Annotated in this window: 15 protein-coding genes; 6 read left to right on the forward strand and 9 right to left on the reverse strand. The window is 57.8% G+C overall.

Annotated features, from left to right (window positions below; genetic code table 11):
- Positions 1-653: 653 nt before the first annotated feature.
- Genes KBY08_RS05180 through KBY08_RS05195 form a run of 4 tightly spaced genes read right to left on the reverse strand, consistent with a single transcriptional unit; the run spans position 654 to position 4,986 of the window.
- The gene (locus tag KBY08_RS05180) at positions 654-1,082 is read right to left on the reverse strand and encodes a group I truncated hemoglobin (protein ID WP_003405356.1); all 429 of its coding nucleotides are present in this window, start codon (positions 1,080-1,082) and stop codon (positions 654-656) included.
- Complete coding sequence (locus KBY08_RS05185) at positions 1,082-1,957, reverse strand: DUF3034 family protein (protein WP_003405355.1); 876 nt, start codon at positions 1,955-1,957, stop codon at positions 1,082-1,084. Before KBY08_RS05185 ends, KBY08_RS05180 begins: the two co-directional genes overlap by 1 nt.
- A gap of 3 nt (positions 1,958-1,960) precedes the next feature.
- The gene (locus KBY08_RS05190; RefSeq protein ID WP_024642773.1) at positions 1,961-4,315 is read right to left on the reverse strand and encodes a putative bifunctional diguanylate cyclase/phosphodiesterase; all 2,355 of its coding nucleotides are present in this window, start codon (positions 4,313-4,315) and stop codon (positions 1,961-1,963) included.
- Positions 4,312-4,986 carry a methylamine utilization protein gene (locus KBY08_RS05195; protein ID WP_024639458.1) on the reverse strand — a complete coding sequence of 225 codons (675 nt, stop codon included), beginning with the start codon at positions 4,984-4,986 and terminating at the stop codon, positions 4,312-4,314. Before KBY08_RS05195 ends, KBY08_RS05190 begins: the two co-directional genes overlap by 4 nt.
- A gap of 178 nt (positions 4,987-5,164) precedes the next feature.
- Between KBY08_RS05195 and lon the strand changes: the two genes are divergently transcribed.
- The 6 genes from lon to KBY08_RS05225 all read left to right on the forward strand — a co-directional run bounded on the left by lon (position 5,165) and on the right by KBY08_RS05225 (position 13,547).
- Entirely contained in the window at positions 5,165-7,582 is a 2,418-nt protein-coding gene (lon, locus tag KBY08_RS05200) for an endopeptidase La (protein ID WP_024642772.1), read from the forward strand.
- Positions 7,583-7,783: 201 nt separating this feature from the next.
- On the forward strand, positions 7,784-8,176 hold the full coding sequence (locus KBY08_RS05205) for a protease inhibitor I42 family protein (RefSeq protein WP_003405351.1): 393 nt from the start codon (positions 7,784-7,786) through the stop codon (positions 8,174-8,176).
- Positions 8,177-8,276: 100 nt separating this feature from the next.
- Entirely contained in the window at positions 8,277-9,020 is a 744-nt protein-coding gene (cmoA, locus tag KBY08_RS05210; RefSeq protein WP_003405350.1) for a carboxy-S-adenosyl-L-methionine synthase CmoA, read from the forward strand.
- Positions 9,017-9,976 (forward strand): tRNA 5-methoxyuridine(34)/uridine 5-oxyacetic acid(34) synthase CmoB, encoded by a 960-nt coding sequence (gene cmoB, locus KBY08_RS05215; protein ID WP_024660709.1) that lies wholly within the window; start codon positions 9,017-9,019, stop codon positions 9,974-9,976. The genes cmoA and cmoB overlap by 4 nt, the downstream gene beginning before the upstream one ends.
- Before the next feature lie 152 nt (positions 9,977-10,128).
- Entirely contained in the window at positions 10,129-12,204 is a 2,076-nt protein-coding gene (locus KBY08_RS05220; RefSeq protein WP_024660708.1) for a RecQ family ATP-dependent DNA helicase, read from the forward strand.
- The gene (locus tag KBY08_RS05225) at positions 12,201-13,547 is read left to right on the forward strand and encodes a DNA-processing protein DprA (protein ID WP_080267694.1); all 1,347 of its coding nucleotides are present in this window, start codon (positions 12,201-12,203) and stop codon (positions 13,545-13,547) included. The genes KBY08_RS05220 and KBY08_RS05225 overlap by 4 nt, the downstream gene beginning before the upstream one ends.
- Positions 13,548-13,602: 55 nt before the next feature.
- Here KBY08_RS05225 and pdxJ read toward each other — a convergent pair whose 3' ends face one another.
- From pdxJ to KBY08_RS05250, 5 genes are read right to left on the reverse strand one after another with little or no spacing between them, the layout of a single operon-like run.
- Positions 13,603-14,349 (reverse strand): pyridoxine 5'-phosphate synthase, encoded by a 747-nt coding sequence (gene pdxJ, locus KBY08_RS05230; protein WP_024660707.1) that lies wholly within the window; start codon positions 14,347-14,349, stop codon positions 13,603-13,605.
- Between the two features lie 59 nt (positions 14,350-14,408).
- The gene (gene recO, locus KBY08_RS05235) at positions 14,409-15,092 is read right to left on the reverse strand and encodes a DNA repair protein RecO (protein ID WP_003405347.1); all 684 of its coding nucleotides are present in this window, start codon (positions 15,090-15,092) and stop codon (positions 14,409-14,411) included.
- A 60-nt stretch (positions 15,093-15,152) separates the two neighbouring features.
- The gene (gene era, locus KBY08_RS05240; RefSeq protein ID WP_003363707.1) at positions 15,153-16,055 is read right to left on the reverse strand and encodes a GTPase Era; all 903 of its coding nucleotides are present in this window, start codon (positions 16,053-16,055) and stop codon (positions 15,153-15,155) included.
- Positions 16,048-16,737, reverse strand: coding sequence for a ribonuclease III (rnc, locus tag KBY08_RS05245; protein WP_002554906.1), 690 nt, complete (start codon positions 16,735-16,737; stop codon positions 16,048-16,050). Before rnc ends, era begins: the two co-directional genes overlap by 8 nt.
- A complete protein-coding gene (locus tag KBY08_RS05250; RefSeq protein WP_003405344.1) occupies positions 16,734-17,111 on the reverse strand; it encodes a DUF4845 domain-containing protein in 378 nt (125 codons plus the stop codon). Before KBY08_RS05250 ends, rnc begins: the two co-directional genes overlap by 4 nt.
- Positions 17,112-17,201: the final 90 nt, after the last annotated feature.

The raw sequence follows: 17,201 nt of genomic DNA on the forward strand, positions 1-17,201 counted from the left end.
CCCGGTTTCTGTAGGAGCGGACTTGTCCGCGAAAGGGCCTGTACATTCACAACATTTCTGCTGCCCAAACGCCCTCTTCGCGAACAAGTTCGCGCCTGCACAAGCGTCCGATTTCGTAGCGCCCGGCAGCGCATGCCACGCTATAAACGAGTCAACTCGCACTCGATGTGAAACCCGGTTTCTGTAGGAGCGGACTTGTCCGCGAAAGGGCCTGTACATTCACAACATTTCTGCTGCCCCAACGCCCTCTTCGCGAACAAGTTCGCGCCTGCACAAGCGTCCGATTTCGTAGCGCCCGGCAGCGCATGCCACGCTATAAACGAGTCAACTCGCACTCGGTGTGAAACCCGGTTTCTGTAGGAGCGGACTTGTCCGCGAAAGGGCCTGTACATTCACAACATTTCTGCTGCCCAAACGCCCTCTTCGCGAACAAGTTCGCGCCTGCACAAGCGTCCGATTTCGTAGCGCCCGGCAGCGCATGCCACGCTACAAACGAGTCAACTCGCACTCGGTGTGAAACCCGGTTTCTGTAGGAGCGGACTTGTCCGCGAAAGGGCCTGTACATTCACAACATTTCTGCTGCTCAAGCGCCCTCTTCGCGAACAAGTTCGCTCCTACACGAGCGTTCTATTTCTTAAGATCCAGGCTACGACTTACTTGCCGATCACTTCGCCGCGCATCGGTGCCAGACGGGCGATGAGGCGGTTTTGTGCGGGGACCGGGACCTTTTCGGTGTCCATCGAGGCGATCAGGTCTTCGACCAGCGCGTTGAAATCGCTGGGCGTCAGGTTCTGGCCCTTGTGCGCCTCGGCCATGCTGTCGCCGGTATAGCGACACGGGCCGCCGGACTCGACGCAGAGTTGCTCGACCAGTTTGTCGCGCAGCCGCACGATGTCGACTTTCCTGAAGTGCTCGACGATCCGCTGATCCCTGGCCACGTTTATCAGCATGCCTTCGACGATGCGCTGGATACCGGCACGCTGACCCAGGTCCTGGTAGAGGCTGTCATCCTTGGGTGGTTGTTGCTGCTGCGCGCAACCGGCCAGCAGCGTCAGCATCATGGCTATCAGCAAGCGCCTCATCAAAAACTCCCCTGCACAGACAAATAGGTACCGTTCTGGTTGTCCAGCGTGGCGATTTCTCCCAAACGGGCGTAAGCCAGGACCACGGACAGGTGCTTGTTGGGAAAATAGCCGAGAAACACATCGGCCCAGTCACTCTCGCCTGCAAACGACAGGTTGTCCGGCTTCTCGCGATATTCGACGCCCAGCGCCCAGCGGGGATTGAACAGCACCGCCACCGAACCCTCCTTGAGCAGGCTGCGGCTGTCGCGGCGATCGCCGCCAAACCCCAACAGTCCGGTTTCGTTGGCGCGGCTGTAACGCACGCCGCCGTTGACCACGACGTTGTAGCCGAATGCCGCGCCCATGAGCAACCGGCTGGCCGTCAGGTAGCCTTCGACATCCGAGTCACGCCGGGCACCGACCAGGCTGGGGATCAGGAAATCGTTCTGATGCTTGTACTGCACACCCAGAGAAACCTGCGGCAGGCTTTCGTAGATCAGGTCGCCGAACAGCCGTACCTTGACGCCGAACACGTCCTGACTGAGGTTATCGTCCGGCAGGCTGAGCCTGTGCTGCAGGTTGCTGATATCGAAACGCTGATGCGCATAGGAAAACTCCACGCGATTGCCATAGGCGACCGCCAGGCCTGCCACATCAAGGTTGTAGTCCGGCAGATTCACGTGCGTGGCGAAGGCGGTAGCACCCCACTCGCCTTGCTCGCTGTAGCCGGTGATCACCGCCCACGGGGTTATGCCGCCGCCGGCGCTCCCTTCAATGCTGGTCGCGCCGCCCGTGGCGATCAACCGGCCGTTGTCGCCCAAAGCGGGCGTCGGAGCAACGCCCGCCATACCCACCAGCAAAGACCCTAACAGCAGCGATGTTTTGTGCAACATGAATTAATTCACCATAAGACCGGGTGACGCCTGGTACGTGGCAATCCATGCCTCGAATGCCGACGCGGTCAGCGGTCGACTGATCAGGTAACCCTGGGCCGTATCGCAGTGCCAACGCCGGAGCAGGTCCAGGCTGTGTTGGTACTCGACACCCTCTGCCACCACCTTCAGTCCGAGGTTGTGGCTCATTTCAATGGTCGACCGCACGATCACTGCGTCTTCACTGGTTTCATCCAGGTTGCGCACGAAAGACTGATCGATTTTCAGCTCCTGCACGGGCAGACGCTTCAAGTGCGCCAATGACGAGTAACCGGTACCGAAATCGTCGATCGACAGGCTGATGCCGCAATCGCGCAGGCGATGCAGGACGATCAGTGCCTTTTCCGGTTCGCTCATGACTGCACTTTCGGTGATCTCGAATAACAGTTGTTCGGCAGGCACGGCGTATTGCTTGAGCAGTTTCACGACATAGCCGACCAGGTCATCACCCAGCAGGTCATCAGCGGAAATGTTCACCGACACCTGCAGGACCAGACCGCGCTGGCGCCATACGGCCAACTGGCGCATTGCCTCTTCGATCACCCAGTTGGTCAGCAGGTAAATGCTTCCGGTGCGCTCGGCGAGGACGATGAATTCGGCGGGCGAGACACTGCCGAACTGCGGATGAGCCCAGCGCAACAACGCTTCGGCCTGACGCACATAGCCCTGACGAATATCCAGCTTGGGCTGGTAATGCAGCGATAGTTCGCCATTCTGCGCGGCCTTGCGCAGGTCACGAATGAGCGTGATCTGCCGCTGGTGGGCCAGGTCACGTCCATCCTGATAGATCTGCAGGCGACCGGGAAGGAACGTGGCATCCTTGCGGGCAATTGCCGCACGGCTGAGCAATTCCTGGGCGGAATCACCGTGTTCCGGGTAGACCGTGATACCAATGCAGCACTCAAGCTCTAGCTCATGATTGTCGATACGCTGCGGCTCACTGAGCAGACGCTGCACAGCGTCTGCCATGCCCACCGCGCCAGCGCTGGACGTGTTGTCCAGTAGCAGCAGAAACTCGTTGGCCCCCAGAAGCGCCACGGTATCGCCGGCGCGCAGATTACCTTGCAGGCGCTGACCCGCCTGCCGTAACAACTGGTCAACACCTTCGGCGCTCACGCTTTCGCTGATCGTGGCGAGGTTCTCGATGCTCAGAGACAACAGGGCAACCCCGCGATGTGCCGCAATCGAACTGCCCAGACGCTCCATCACCAGCGCCCGGTTGGGCAGCCCGGTCAGATTGTCGTGCAGGGCGTTGTGGGCCAATTGCCCCTCGCGCACGGCAATGCCCTGCTGCATGGTGTTGATCGCGTCGGCGAGCATGCCGAGTTCATCGCTACGCACCAGCGCGACCGGCGTTTTATAGTCGCCATCACCAATACGTTTGGCCGCCGTGGCCAGGGCCCGTACCGGCAGCGAGACGCTTCGCGCCAGCGCCAGTGTGCCGATCAGCGAGGCCACCAGGGCGGCCATGGAAATCCAGAAGATCTTTTGATTCAGTGGCGCGAATGCCTGATAGGCCTTGTCCAGAGGGCTCTGCAACAGCGCGATGACCTGCCCGTCGCCGCCATTGCTGGTGTTGGCGAGCATCAGGGTCTGACTGAGAAAGTTAAGGTTCGATTGCTCGGTCAGCAACATCTGGCCTTCCGAGGAGCTGCGCATCAGCTCGATCAAACCCGCGTGCAGGGCCGCTGGCTGGGTACTGATCAGATCACCGGTCTTACCGTCTTCTACGGTGAGAAAAGACACTTCCAGACCGCTGAGCGAACGCAGTTCTTCGGCAATATCGCTGTCGATGGTAAAGCCCATGACCACGCGGCCGATCGGCAATGGCGCGAGAACGGTGGCCTCCACCAGCAAATGAGGGTCTCCGCCGCCGGGCACAATGAGCACTGACTGACCGGCACGTTTGGCGTTGCGCAGGGCCTGGTCATAGACAAATCTGGAACCCTCGGGGACTTTCGGCACGGTGCTGGCAATCACCACGCCATCCATGCCCAGCAGGAACATGTCGCTGGCGTTGATGCGTTTGCCATGGTTGAGCAACACCGAGCGAATGGTCGAGGAATCGGCACTGGCCACGGCGTCGCGAAAGCCAAAATCGGCGGCCACCAACTGCACCGTGTCACGCAGACGTTTGCCGCGCAGATCGATCAGCCGTTCGAACACGCGGCTACCCACTTCCAGTTGTGCCTGGGCCTGAGTACGCACCGCATCGCCCGTTGCAACCTTGACGGCGAGATAAACCGCACTCACGACAATCAGCAACAGGACAATCAGAACCCCGGCGATGCGCGCCTGAAAGCTGGCTTTAAATTTCATTCATGCGTGGCCTCGTGGAAGGCGTCACCGAAGCGGCCCGGTGCGGGCTTGCCGGGTTTGTCCTCGGCCTCCACTTCGACCGCCAGGTTGAAACGCTGGGTGAGGCCTGCCGCCGGCACCTCGAACTCGCCGCCCGATACAGGCTGCATGTCCGCGATGCGCGGATGCCAGAGGGTGGCGGCATAATGCCCGGCCGGCACCTGATCCAGCTTGAGCAGGCCGTTTCTGTCGGTCACGCCGAACCATGAATCGTCGGTGACGTAGATGTAACCGACCATCCAGTCGTGGATGTTGCAGCCCAGCACCACCACGCCGGGCTTGTCGAACAACAGCGGATCCGAGGGCACGCCCTCGTAAAGCCGCAACTCGAAGCGCTTGGCCGGAGAAAAGGAGTAGACCTGGTGGCGGATGTTGTCGCTGTTGGGAAACTTGACCTGGGTGCCGGCGTGGACGGCCAGTACATGTGGTGCAAACTCCTGATCACGCTGGTCCATTGACGCCTTCAACACGATAGGTGAAGGATCGGACGGCCCTTTGAGCGTTACCACCGCATCTGCAAGGGGCTTGCCTTCCTTGTCCATTACCTGGGCAGTAAAGCTGGAAGCCGATGCGTTTGCAGCCGATGCTATCCACAGTCCCGCCACTAATGCAGAAATAAATACGTTGGTCATGCCTGATTCAACCCATACCGGCAGCGCTGTAAATGAAGTAAGCCCGTTCTTGTCAGCCCTGACAGGCCCGCTAATAAATAACGGTTTTCCAACCGCTTTACAGACTATCGACCAAGACTATTGAAACCTGAGAGCCGCTGCCCCATCTAAGAGCCATGTTCAACTTCTCAGGTGCCCCATGAGCGACCAGCAGACAGACTCGCCAGACTTGCCCAATGACGCAGACGAGCACGACGTGTCTCTGAGTTCCGACAGCACCTCGCTGGCCTTGCCCGGCCAGAACCTGCCCGACAAGGTTTACATCATTCCGATCCACAACCGTCCGTTCTTTCCGGCGCAGGTCCTGCCTGTCATCGTCAATGAAGAGCCGTGGGCCGAAACGCTGGAGCTGGTCAGCAAGTCCGAGCATCATTCGCTGGCGCTGTTCTTCATGGACACTCCGCAGGAAGATCCACGCCACTTCAAGACTGACGCACTCCCCGAGTACGGCACTCTGGTCAAGGTTCACCACGCCAGTCGTGAAAATGGTCGTTTACAGTTCGTCGCGCAGGGCCTCAGCCGGGTGCGCATCCGTACCTGGCTCAAGCATCATCGCCCGCCGTATCTGGTAGAAGTCGAATACCCGCAGCAGCCCAATGAGCCGACCGATGAAGTGAAGGCCTACGGCATGGCCCTGATCAACGCGATCAAGGAACTGCTGCCGCTCAACCCGCTGTACAGCGAAGAGCTGAAGAATTATCTCAACCGTTTCAGCCCCAATGACCCCTCGCCGCTCACCGACTTTGCCGCTGCCCTGACCTCGGCCACCGGTGTCGAATTGCAGGAAGTACTCGACTGCGTGCCGATGCTCAGGCGCATGGAGAAAGTCCTGCCGATGCTGCGCAAGGAAGTCGAGGTTGCACGCCTGCAGAAGGAAATCTCTGCCGAGGTGAACCGCAAGATCGGCGAGCATCAGCGGCAGTTCTTCCTCAAGGAACAGCTCAAGGTCATTCAGCAGGAGCTGGGCCTGAGCAAGGACGATCGCAGCGCCGACATCGAACAGTTCGAGCAGCGCCTGGAAGGCAAGACCCTGCCGCCACAGGCGCGCAAGAAGTTCGACGAAGAAATCGGCAAGCTCAAGGTGCTGGAAACCGGCTCGCCCGAATACGCCGTGACACGCAATTACCTGGACTGGACCAGCTCGTTGCCATGGGGCGTCTACGGCGCCGACAAGCTGGATCTCAAGCACGCACGCAAGGTACTCGATCAGCACCATGCCGGGCTTGACGATATCAAGGCGCGGATTCTCGAATTCCTTGCAGTGGGTGCCTACAAGGGTGAAATCAGCGGCTCGATCGTGCTGCTGGTCGGCCCGCCGGGGGTGGGCAAGACCAGTGTCGGGCGCTCGATTGCCGAGTCGCTGGGGCGACCGTTCTATCGCCTGAGCGTGGGCGGCATGCGCGACGAGGCGGAAATCAAGGGCCACCGCCGTACCTATATCGGCGCGCAACCGGGCAAGCTGGTGCAGGCGTTGAAAGACGTTGAAGTCATGAACCCGGTCATCATGCTCGATGAAATCGACAAGATGGGCCAGAGCTATCAGGGCGACCCAGCGTCTGCCCTGCTGGAAACCCTGGACCCGGAACAGAACGTCGAGTTTCTCGATCACTACCTGGACCTGCGCCTGGACCTCTCCAAGGTCCTGTTCGTGTGCACGGCCAACACGCTGGACTCGATCCCCGGCCCGCTGCTTGACCGGATGGAAGTGATTCGCCTGTCCGGCTATATCACCGAAGAGAAGCTGGCAATCGCCAAACGCCACTTGTGGCTCAAGCAGTTGGCGAAAGCCGGCGTTGCGAAAAACAAGCTGAGCATCAGCGACAGCGCACTGCGCGCCGTCATCGAGGGTTACGCTCGCGAAGCCGGTGTGCGGCATCTGGAGAAACAGCTTGGCAAGCTGGTGCGCAAAGCTGTCGTGAAACTGCTGGACGAGCCCGATTCAGTGATCAAGATCGGGCCGAAAGACCTCGAAGCGTCGCTGGGCATGCCGGTGTTCCGCAGCGAACAGGTGCTGTCCGGCACCGGCGTGATCACCGGTCTGGCCTGGACCAGTATGGGCGGCGCTACCCTGCCGATCGAGGCGACGCGCATTCATACGCTCAACCGCGGCTTCAAGCTGACCGGGCAATTGGGCGATGTGATGAAGGAGTCGGCCGAAATTGCCTACAGCTACGTCAGCGCCAATCTGTCGAAGTTTGGTGGTGATGCGAAGTTCTTCGATGAGGCGTTCGTGCACGTACACGTTCCCGAAGGTGCCACCCCGAAAGACGGCCCGAGTGCGGGCGTGACCATGGCCAGCGCCTTGCTGTCCCTGGCCCGCAACCAGCCACCGAAAAAAGGCGTCGCCATGACCGGCGAACTGACCCTGACCGGGCATGTACTGCCCATCGGCGGCGTCCGCGAAAAAGTCATTGCCGCACGGCGTCAGAAGATCCACGAACTGATCCTGCCGGAGCCTAACCGTGGCAACTTCGAAGAACTGCCGGACTATCTCAAGGAAGGCATTACCGTGCACTTCGCCAAACGCTTCGCCGACGTGGTGAAGGTGTTGTTCTAAAGATTGATACTGCGCAGGTCCCACGCTGAACTGGCACAAGAGGTGTTCTATCGGGCGCCTCTCGTTCCGCACGCTCCAGCGTGAGTGAGAATGCAGTTCTGGACGCTCTGCGTCCGATCCACAGCGCGACACCCGTCGTACTCCCCCACAAAACTCCGATCAGTTATCCTTGCGCCTCGTATCCCGATACCGGAACTTGCCATGACCCCTGCCCGTTTCATTGCCCCGCTGAGCCTTGCGCTGCTGACGGCGTGCGCTCAGACGCCGAAAAACATTGTGTCCATCGACACGCAAAGCGACTGCCCGCTGACACTCACGTCCGGGCAGACATTGATCCTGACCCTGCCCAGCAACCCGACCACCGGCTTTCGCTGGCTGACCCAGAACCCGGCCCAGAACATCCTGCGCAGCCTGGGCCCTGAGGTGTATGCCAACGCCGAGAGCAAGGAAATGGTCGGCAACGGTGGGCAGTCGGTCTGGCGCTTCAAGGCCACCGATGCCGGGACCGGCCGGCTGATGATGGTCTATCAGCAGCCCTGGGCACCCGAAGTCGCCCCGGAGCAGACCTTCGAGTGCGCCATCAGCGTGAAGTGAGGCGTTGCGCGCGGCTTGTCCGACAGCACGTACTGCACCATGCATCCCGGCGGCAACTTGGCTAGAATGCCCGCCTTTCAAAGCCTTCGCCGGAATCGCCGTGAGCAAAGAAACCGATCGTATTTTCGCCCAGCCGCTGACCCAGGTACCTGACTTCGCCTTCAACGAAGACGTGGTGCGGGTATTCCCGGACATGATCAAACGCTCGGTGCCCGGTTATCCGACGATTGTCGAAAACCTCGGTGTCCTGGCCGCGCAATTTGCCCAGCCAAACACTGTGCTCTATGACCTGGGCAGTTCTCTGGGCGCCGTCACCCAGGCCCTGCGCCGCCATGTGCGCGGTGAGGGTTGTGAGGTCATCGCGATAGACAACTCCAGTGCCATGGTCGAGCGTTGCCGTGAATACCTCAACGCGCAGGACTCCATGTTTCAGGAGTTGTTGCCGGTGCAGGTGCTCGAAGGCGACATCCTCGCGCTGGCGTTCAAACCGGCCTCGGTGGTGGCGCTGAACTTCACCCTGCAATTCATCGCTCCCGACCAGCGCCTGGCATTGCTCGGGCGCATTCGTGATGCACTGGTGCCCGGCGGCGCGCTGATTCTCTCGGAAAAGCTGCGCTTCGATGACCCGCAAGAACAGGCGCTGCTGACCGACCTGCACATCGCCTTCAAACGCGCCAACGGCTACAGCGACCTGGAAATTGCCCAGAAGCGCAGCGCCATCGAAAACGTCATGAAACCCGACAGCCTCGAAGAACACCGCCAACGCCTGCTCGCCGCAGGTTTTTCCAAGGTGGTGCCCTGGTTTCAATGCCTTAACTTCACCTCGTTGATTGCCCTGCCATGATTGATCTTGCCCCCCTCGTCCGTCGTCTGGCGGGAACCCCTCTGGCCAATTGGGCCAATGGCCTGCAGGCCCAGCTCGACACCAAGATGGCCAAGGGTCACGGTGACCTGCAGCGCTGGCAAAGTGCGCTGGATGCCTTGCCCGACCTGCAGCCCGAGCGAATCGATCTGATCGACAGTTTTACCCTGGAAGCCGAGTGCAACGGCGAGACCCGCACCGTCCTGCGCAAGGCATTGCTGGGCCTGTCACCGTGGCGCAAGGGGCCGTTCAATGTGTTCGGCGTGCATATCGACACCGAATGGCGCTCGGACTGGAAGTGGTCGCGGGTTTCGCCACACCTGGACCTGAAGGGCAAACGCGTTCTGGATGTCGGCTGCGGTAACGGTTATTACCAGTGGCGCATGCTTGGCGCCGGGGCCGACAGCGTGATCGGGGTCGACCCCAACTGGCTGTTCTTCTGTCAGTTCCAGGCCATGCAGCGCTATCTGCCTGACCTGCCCGCCTGGCATCTGCCGTTCGCCCTGGAAGACTTGCCCGCCAATCTTGAAGGCTTCGACACAGTGTTCTCGATGGGCGTGCTGTATCACCGCAAATCCCCCATCGACCACCTGCTGGCCTTGAAAGACTGTCTGGTAAAAGGCGGCGAGCTGGTGATGGAAACCCTGGTAGTGCCGGGTGATGTCCATCAGGTGCTGGTCCCGGAAGATCGTTATGCGCAGATGCGCAACGTCTGGTTCCTGCCTTCAGTGCCTGCTCTGGAATTGTGGCTGCGCCGTGCCGGCTTCACCGATGTGCGTTGCGTCGACGTCAGCCACACGACGGTCGACGAACAACGCAGCACCGAGTGGATGCGCTTTCAGTCCCTGAGCGACTACCTGGACCCCACCGACCACAGCAAGACAGTCGAGGGCCTGCCTGCCCCCATGCGTGCGGTGATCGTGGGGCGCAAGCCTTGAACAGCAGCCGTATCTGTAGTAAATATAGATAGCATATAGACATCACTTGATAACATGTTTTGACTTTATTGTACTGCTGAAGCACAAGCCAATAATGTATAGCCTGCTACAGGCGACAAAAGAAAACTCAATTCGAAGCAAGGAGAGCTTACTTGAATTACAACCACTCGCGCGCCCTAGAATTACTCCGCACTGGCTCGAACAACCCGAACGCTCAATTTCGCGATGGTCAAAAGGAGGCGATTCAAGGCATTGTGGACGGCCATAATAGATTGCTTGTAGTGCAAAAAACAGGATGGGGGAAAAGTTTTGTATATTTCATCGCAGCTAAGATTTTACGTGAGCAGGGGCAAGGGCCAGCTATATTGATCTCCCCTCTGTTGTCTCTAATGAGAAACCAGACCTTGGCTGCAACTCGAATGGGTGTAAAAGCCGCGCACATCAATTCAGATAACGAAGACGAATGGATGCTCGTCGAGCAATCGATAAAAACAGACGATATTGATGTTTTAATTATTTCCCCAGAGCGACTTGCCAATAGTCGATTCCGCGAAAAATCGTTGGCACAGCTAGCCTCAAATATCTCTCTCTTAGTTGTGGACGAAGCACATTGCATTTCCGACTGGGGGCATGATTTTAGGCCGCATTACAGACTGCTTGAAAGAACAATAAAAAAACTGCCTCAGAACATGAAAGTATTGGCAACAACGGCCACTGCAAACAACAGAGTGATCGACGATCTCACTCATGTGTTAGGCCCTGACATTGAAGTATCAAGGGGCGACTTGAACCGTGCCTCACTGACGCTACAAACGCTACACATACCTAACCAAGCACTGCGTATGGCCTGGATTGCAGATCATCTGAACTATTTGAAAGGCAGTGGAATCATATATGCACTCACGGTCCGCGACGCAGAGGAGCTTACCCGCTGGCTAAAGCACAAAGGCTTCACCGTTGAGGCATATACTGGGCAAACGGAGGACCGGGCAGCCATTGAAAAAAATCTTGATGACAATGTTTTGAAAGCCGTCGTTGCCACTACAGCATTGGGAATGGGCTACGACAAACCCGATCTTTCATTCGTCATACACTATCAAATGCCCAGCTCAGTGGTGGCCTATTATCAACAAGTAGGGCGAGCTGGTCGAGCGTTGCCAAGTGCCTATGGTATTTTACTTTTCGGTGACGAAGAAAAAAGTGTAAATAATTTCTTTATCGATAATGCCTTCCCTTCTCCCGAGCTGGTAGAGAGTATATTAAAGGCCTTGGCGGATCATCCGGAAGGCATGACGCTCCCCTCGTTGATGAAATGTTTGAATTTCGGAAAAGGCCGAATTGATCAAGCACTCAAGCTGATGGCTTTGGAACTCCCCACGCCTGTTGTGTACGAGAGTTCCAGATGGCAGCTCACTTCTTCAGAGCTGAACCCCGACTTTTGGGAACGCGCAGAGAGAATGACATGTCTGCGCCAGCAAGAACTTCAACAAATGAAGGACTATTGTAAACTTCCATTTGGACGGCACATGCAGTTTTTGATAGAGGCGCTGGATGGCGATCCCCGATCCGTATCACCCCCTACACTTAAACCTTTTGCTGCGGCCGTCAGCAAGCAAGCCGAACAAGAGGCACATGACTTCTTGTGCCGATCAAATTTACCCATTGATCCCCGGAAAATGTGGCCTGCCGGCGTGATGCCTCACTACCAGACAAGCGGTAGAATCACCCCAGCTCATCAAGCACAACAGGGACGAGCACTCTGCGTATGGGGTGACTCTGGATGGGGTGCCCAAGTCAGAAAAGGCCGGTATGTCAGCCAGTCTTTCGACGATGAGCTCGTGGAAGCTTGCGTAAAAATGTTTAACGCATGGAATCCCCAACCGGCCCCGACATGGGTGACTGCTATCCCGTCTCTTCGTCACCCTGATCTAGTTCCTGAGTTTGCTCGCCGCATCGCCCGCAGACTCGGGTTGTCGTTTCATGAGGTTCTGAAAAAAACCGAGCATCGGCAAGAACAAAAAGCCATGGCCAACTCAACACAACAGGCTTTGAACGTCGATGGGTCGATGGCACTGATAACTGATAAAATCCCGACTGGCCCTGTATTGCTGATAGATGATATCGTCAACTCACGTTGGACCTTCACCACCGCCGCTTGGCTTCTGCGAAAAAGCGGGGGTGGCGAGGTATGGCCATTAGCACTTGCCTTTAGCGGACACCAAGAATGACGCCGGACCTGTCTCCGAATACTCAAGCTATATTACTACTGACGGCACCATTGATTATTGGAAATACTCCTTCCAGGGACCTGCTCTCGCCCGCAGAATATAAACGTTTAGCGGTGCACCTTAGGCAGATGCATCGGCAACCGTCGGACTTAATGGCCGCGAATGGATCCACATTGATTTCTGCCTGTCAGACAGTCGTTGACGAAGCGAGACTCAGAAAGCTACTTAACAGGGGTTTTTTGTTAAGTCAGGTTGTTGAACACTGGCAGTCACGTGGAATCTGGGTCATTAGCCGGGCAGACAGTGTTTATCCGAGGCGACTGAAAGCAAGGCTAAAAGAAAATGCGCCAGCTATTTTATATGGATGCGGCAACGTCGAACTATTTGAATCAGGCGGGCTGGCCGTCGTAGGTCCCCGCGATGTCACTCATGACCTGATAGAGTACTCGACTACTGTTGGTCAGCTGGCCGCGCGCGCATCTATCCCTATTATCTCTGGGGGGGCAAAGGGCGTAGACCGCGCAGCCATGGATGGGTCATTGCATGAAAATGGGTACGCATGTGAAGTAATGGCCGAGCGTCTGGACCGGGGAGCGCTCGATCGCAATAATCGTTCTTATATAATGAGTGGACAGCTCGTTCTTGTATCTGCCTATGACCCAGGCTCGGTTTTCAGCGTTGGGCATGCGATGCAACGAAACAAACTCATTTATGCCCTTTCGGATGCTTCGCTTGTAGTCAATGCAGAAGTTAATAGAGGAGGTACATGGTCTGGCGCGGTAGAGCAATTGGACAAACTTAAATTAGTTAAAGTCTACGTACGATCAACAGGCACCCCCTCAGAAGCGCTAGACTTGTTGACAGAGAAGGGCGCACTTGCGTGGCCAAACCCAAAAACAAGATCAGACTTCAAAGATATGTTTGAACATCCCGCAAGCGTTATAGGGGAAAAACAAGACTTGCTGCCTTTAGCCAACGATAACGTGGACACGAGCCTTTCCGACAGTCTGTCATCACAGACGGCAATAAACGAAGCACCACCTGCTGAATATGTTCCTCTAGAAACTGGCGCACCGTTACCTGCGGCTAAAAAAAGAAAGCCCAGAAAGAAAACACAAAAAAAACCTTCACTCAGCCCAGCGGAGGCTTTATTAAAAACAGTGCATGAAGTATTAGAAGATATTTTGAAACACCCAATGAAAGAAGAAGAAATAGCCTCCATTCTTGAAGTATCGATTACGCAGACCCGAATCTGGCTAAAACGCTTGTTGGAAGAAGGTCGCATAGAGAAACAAATCAGGCCTGCACGCTATTTTCTCGCGCCCGAACGCTTATTCGAATAGCGATTAAATTTTTAAATAAAGTAACCCAGAGGCATACCAGGTTACTCGGAAAAACCTAATGGGACATCGCAGCCGCCACGATCAACGCCTTCATCTCGGCCACTGCCGCCTTGAAGCCGACGAACAGAGCATGAGCCACCAGCGCGTGGCCGATGTTCAGTTCGTTGATGCCCTTGATCGCGGCGACGGCTTCGACGTTGTGATAATGCAGGCCGTGACCGGCATTGACGATCAGCCCCTGGGCGAGACCAAACGCTACGCCATCGGCGACCCGCTGCAGTTCTTCGGCGACTTCGGTCGGGGTCTGAGCATCGGCATAGCGACCGGTATGCAGTTCGATGGCGGGGGCGCCGACGCGCTTTGAAGCGGCGATCTGACGCTCGTCGGCGTCGATGAACAGCGAAACTTCGCAGCCAATCTTCGCCAGTCGCTCGACCGCCGCCTTGATCCGCGCTTCCTGCCCGGCCACGTCCAGACCGCCTTCGGTGGTCAGCTCCTGCCGTGTCTCAGGCACCAGGCAGATGTGCGCCGGACGAATGCGTTCGGCGAAGGCGAGCATGTCTTCGGTGACGCCCATCTCGAAATTCATGCGGGTCTGCAAGACATCCTTGAGCAGCAGGACATCGCGCTCCTGAATGTGTCGGCGGTCCTCACGCAGGTGGACGGTGATGCCGTCGGCGCCTGCCTCTTCGGCATCCAGGGCAGCCTTTACCGGGTCCGGGTAGCGCGTGCCACGGGCCTGACGCAAGGTGGCTACGTGGTCGATGTTCACGCCGAGAAGGATACGAGTGCTGTGGGTCACGGTGGTCTCCAGAAAAATGGGCGAGCTGGTCGAAGCAGGCTGTAGAGAATAAAGCCTGATCAAGGCTTGCGAAACAGTTCACGACTGACTAAAGGGCGACCGCCCAAGTGAACTGCCAGCGCCTGACGCATCAGGCGCTTGGCAGCGGACAACGCGCCCGGGACGCTCCAGTCGGCTTCGGACATGGCCAGTAATTCCGCGCCCTGAAACAGACCGGGCTGAAGCAGGTACACACGCTCGAGCCCGGCATCGACCTGCAGGCGATACATGCCATCAATGGCCAGCGGTTCGCCGTTGATGTCGGCGTCCATCGCGAAGCCATAGCCCAGGTCATCCAGCAACCGCCATTCGAACGAACGCAGCAACGGCTCCAGCGGACGCCCCAGAGCAAGGGCCAGCAGCGTGGCAGCGTAATGTTCGAATACGGCAGGATGAGGGTCTTCGGCAGGCAACAGGCGAATCAGCAGCTCGTTGAGGTACATGCCGCTGAACAGCGCCTCGCCGGTCATCCAGGTAGCGACGCCCGCGCTTTCCATGCGGCCGACATTCTTCAGCTCGCCCCGCCCTCGAAACTCGACCTCGAGGGGCACGAACGGGCGTGCCAGCGAACCCGCCTTGCCCTTGGCACTGCGCAGCACGGCACGCAGACGGCCCTGAGGCGTGAGGAAGTCGACCAGCGCGCTGTTTTCGCGATACGCACGACTGTGGAGCACATAAGCAGGTTGGCCGGTGGGCGTGCTCATCAGGCTGGCTCGAAAGGGAAGTGTTCGCCCGACCACCGAAAGGTCGGGCGAAAGGACAGCTTAGAGGTCGCCGTAGCCAAGGGAACGCAGGGCGCGCTCGTCATCGGACCAGCCACCTTTGACCTTGACCCAGAGGTTGAGCATCACCTTGGAGTCGAACAGCAGTTCCATGTCACGACGCGCATCACTGCCGATGCGCTTGATGCGATCGCCTTTGTCGCCAATGATGATCTTCTTCTGTCCGTCGCGCTCGACGAGAATCAGCGCGTGGATATGCAGGGTGCGGCCCTGCTGCTTGAACTCTTCGATCTCGACGGTGATCTGGTACGGAAGCTCGGCACCCAACTGGCGCATGATCTTCTCGCGAACCAGTTCGGCGGCCAGAAAGCGGCTGCTGCGATCGGTGATCTGGTCTTCCGGGAAGAAGTGGTCATTCTCGGGCAGGTGCGAGGCAATCAGGCTTTCCAGCGCTTCGAGGTTGTGGCCATGCTGCGCGGAGATCGGCACGATGGACGCATTCGGCAGCTGGCCCTGCAGCCACTCCAGGTGCGGCATCAGGTCGCTCTTGTCCTCGATGCGATCGGTCTTGTTGATCGCCAGGATGACCGGACCCTGGACATACTGAACGCGCTCCAGAACCATCTGGTCTTCGTCCGTCCAGCGGGTGCGATCGACGACGAAGATGACCACGTCGACGTCCTTCAGCGCCGCCGAAGCGGTCTTGTTCATGTAACGGTTGAGCGCTTTCTCGCCATTCTTGTGCATACCGGGAGTGTCGACATAGATCGCCTGAACGGCGCCCTCGGTCTTGATGCCCAGCATGTTGTGGCGCGTGGTCTGCGGCTTGCGCGAGGTGATCGCGAGCTTCTGACCGAGAATGTGGTTGAGCAGCGTGGACTTGCCTACGTTGGGACGGCCGACAATGGCAACATAGCCACAGCGTGTTGCGGTTGTATCATTCATGACCGTTCTCCACGCCCAGGGCGATGAGTGCTGCTGCGGCGGCTACCTGTTCGGCAATCCGGCGGCTGACACCCTGTCCTCGGCTTTTTTCATTCAATAGGTTGATCTCGCATTCGACGAAAAACGTCCGGCAATGCGGTTCGCCCTGGATATCCACCACCTCGTAACGCGGCAGTTCACAGGCCCGCGACTGGAGAAATTCCTGCAGTCGGGTCTTGGGGTCCTTGTTGGTGTCCACCAGCGTCAGGCTGTCAAATTCGGTGGTCAGCCAGGCCAGGACGCGCTCGCGCGCCGCCTCCATGCCTGCATCCAGATAGATCGCCCCGATCAGCGCCTCGAGCGCGTCGGCGAGAATCGACTCACGACGGAAACCACCGCTTTTCAACTCGCCCGAGCCAAGGCGCAGGTACTCGCCCAAATCAAAACCACGCGCCAGCAACGCCAGGGTTTCGCCCTTCACCAGCCGCGCGCGCAAGCGGGACAACTGGCCTTCGCGAGCCTGGGGGAAGCGCTCGAACAGCGCCTCGCCGGCCACGAAGTTGAGAATGGCATCACCGAGAAACTCCAGACGCTCATTGTTGCGACCGGCAAAACTGCGATGGGTCAGGGCCAGGACCATCAGCTCCTGATCCTTGAAGGTGTAGCCGAGCTGACGCTCAAGGCGGCTCAAGGATACGCTCACGGTTTACCCACGCTGAATTGCTTGTCGAACTTCAACACCAGATCGATGTTCTGGAACCACGGTTCACGCTGCTCATAGTTCAAATGAGCCTGGAACGCATTGTTCTCCACCGTCACTTTCAACGCCTTGTTCAAATCTATATCCCGAATGCTGTTGACCTGCATGTTCTTACCGACATAACCGTAAAAATCGTCGACCGTGGTGATGTCCAGGGTCTTGTTGGTGTCGACCGCTTCGATGATTTTCTTCATCGTCATGTAGTCGAGGTAGTGCGGGACCAGCTTGAAGGCCGTGCTCGTCGCAAACGCGACCAGCGCCAGCAGCAACAGCCAGCCCACGAAAGAAAAGCCTTTTTGAGAAGTAGAGAACGTCATGTTCGACTTCGACCTCAAGAGTGCAACGCCTCCTGACCGGGTCGACTCATGCTTCAGAGGCGTTTCCAGTCAGCCCAAATGACATGCGGC

Origin of the sequence: Pseudomonas sp. P135, from assembly GCF_020312125.1 — a bacterium.
In the GTDB taxonomy this organism is placed as follows: Bacteria; Pseudomonadota; Gammaproteobacteria; order Pseudomonadales; family Pseudomonadaceae; genus Aquipseudomonas; species Aquipseudomonas fragariae.

Coding starts and splice junctions, on each gene's coding strand:
- KBY08_RS05180 (WP_003405356.1), bottom strand. CDS start 1,082: ATGAGGCGCTTGCTGATAGCCATGATGCTGACGCTGCTGGCCGGTTGC.
- KBY08_RS05185 (WP_003405355.1), bottom strand. CDS start 1,957: ATGTTGCACAAAACATCGCTGCTGTTAGGGTCTTTGCTGGTGGGTATG.
- KBY08_RS05190 (WP_024642773.1), bottom strand. CDS start 4,315: ATGAAATTTAAAGCCAGCTTTCAGGCGCGCATCGCCGGGGTTCTGATT.
- KBY08_RS05195 (WP_024639458.1), bottom strand. CDS start 4,986: ATGACCAACGTATTTATTTCTGCATTAGTGGCGGGACTGTGGATAGCA.
- lon (WP_024642772.1), top strand. CDS start 5,165: ATGAGCGACCAGCAGACAGACTCGCCAGACTTGCCCAATGACGCAGAC.
- KBY08_RS05205 (WP_003405351.1), top strand. CDS start 7,784: ATGACCCCTGCCCGTTTCATTGCCCCGCTGAGCCTTGCGCTGCTGACG.
- cmoB (WP_024660709.1), top strand. CDS start 9,017: ATGATTGATCTTGCCCCCCTCGTCCGTCGTCTGGCGGGAACCCCTCTG.
- KBY08_RS05225 (WP_080267694.1), top strand. CDS start 12,201: ATGACGCCGGACCTGTCTCCGAATACTCAAGCTATATTACTACTGACG.
- recO (WP_003405347.1), bottom strand. CDS start 15,092: ATGAGCACGCCCACCGGCCAACCTGCTTATGTGCTCCACAGTCGTGCG.
- era (WP_003363707.1), bottom strand. CDS start 16,055: ATGAATGATACAACCGCAACACGCTGTGGCTATGTTGCCATTGTCGGC.
- KBY08_RS05250 (WP_003405344.1), bottom strand. CDS start 17,111: ATGACGTTCTCTACTTCTCAAAAAGGCTTTTCTTTCGTGGGCTGGCTG.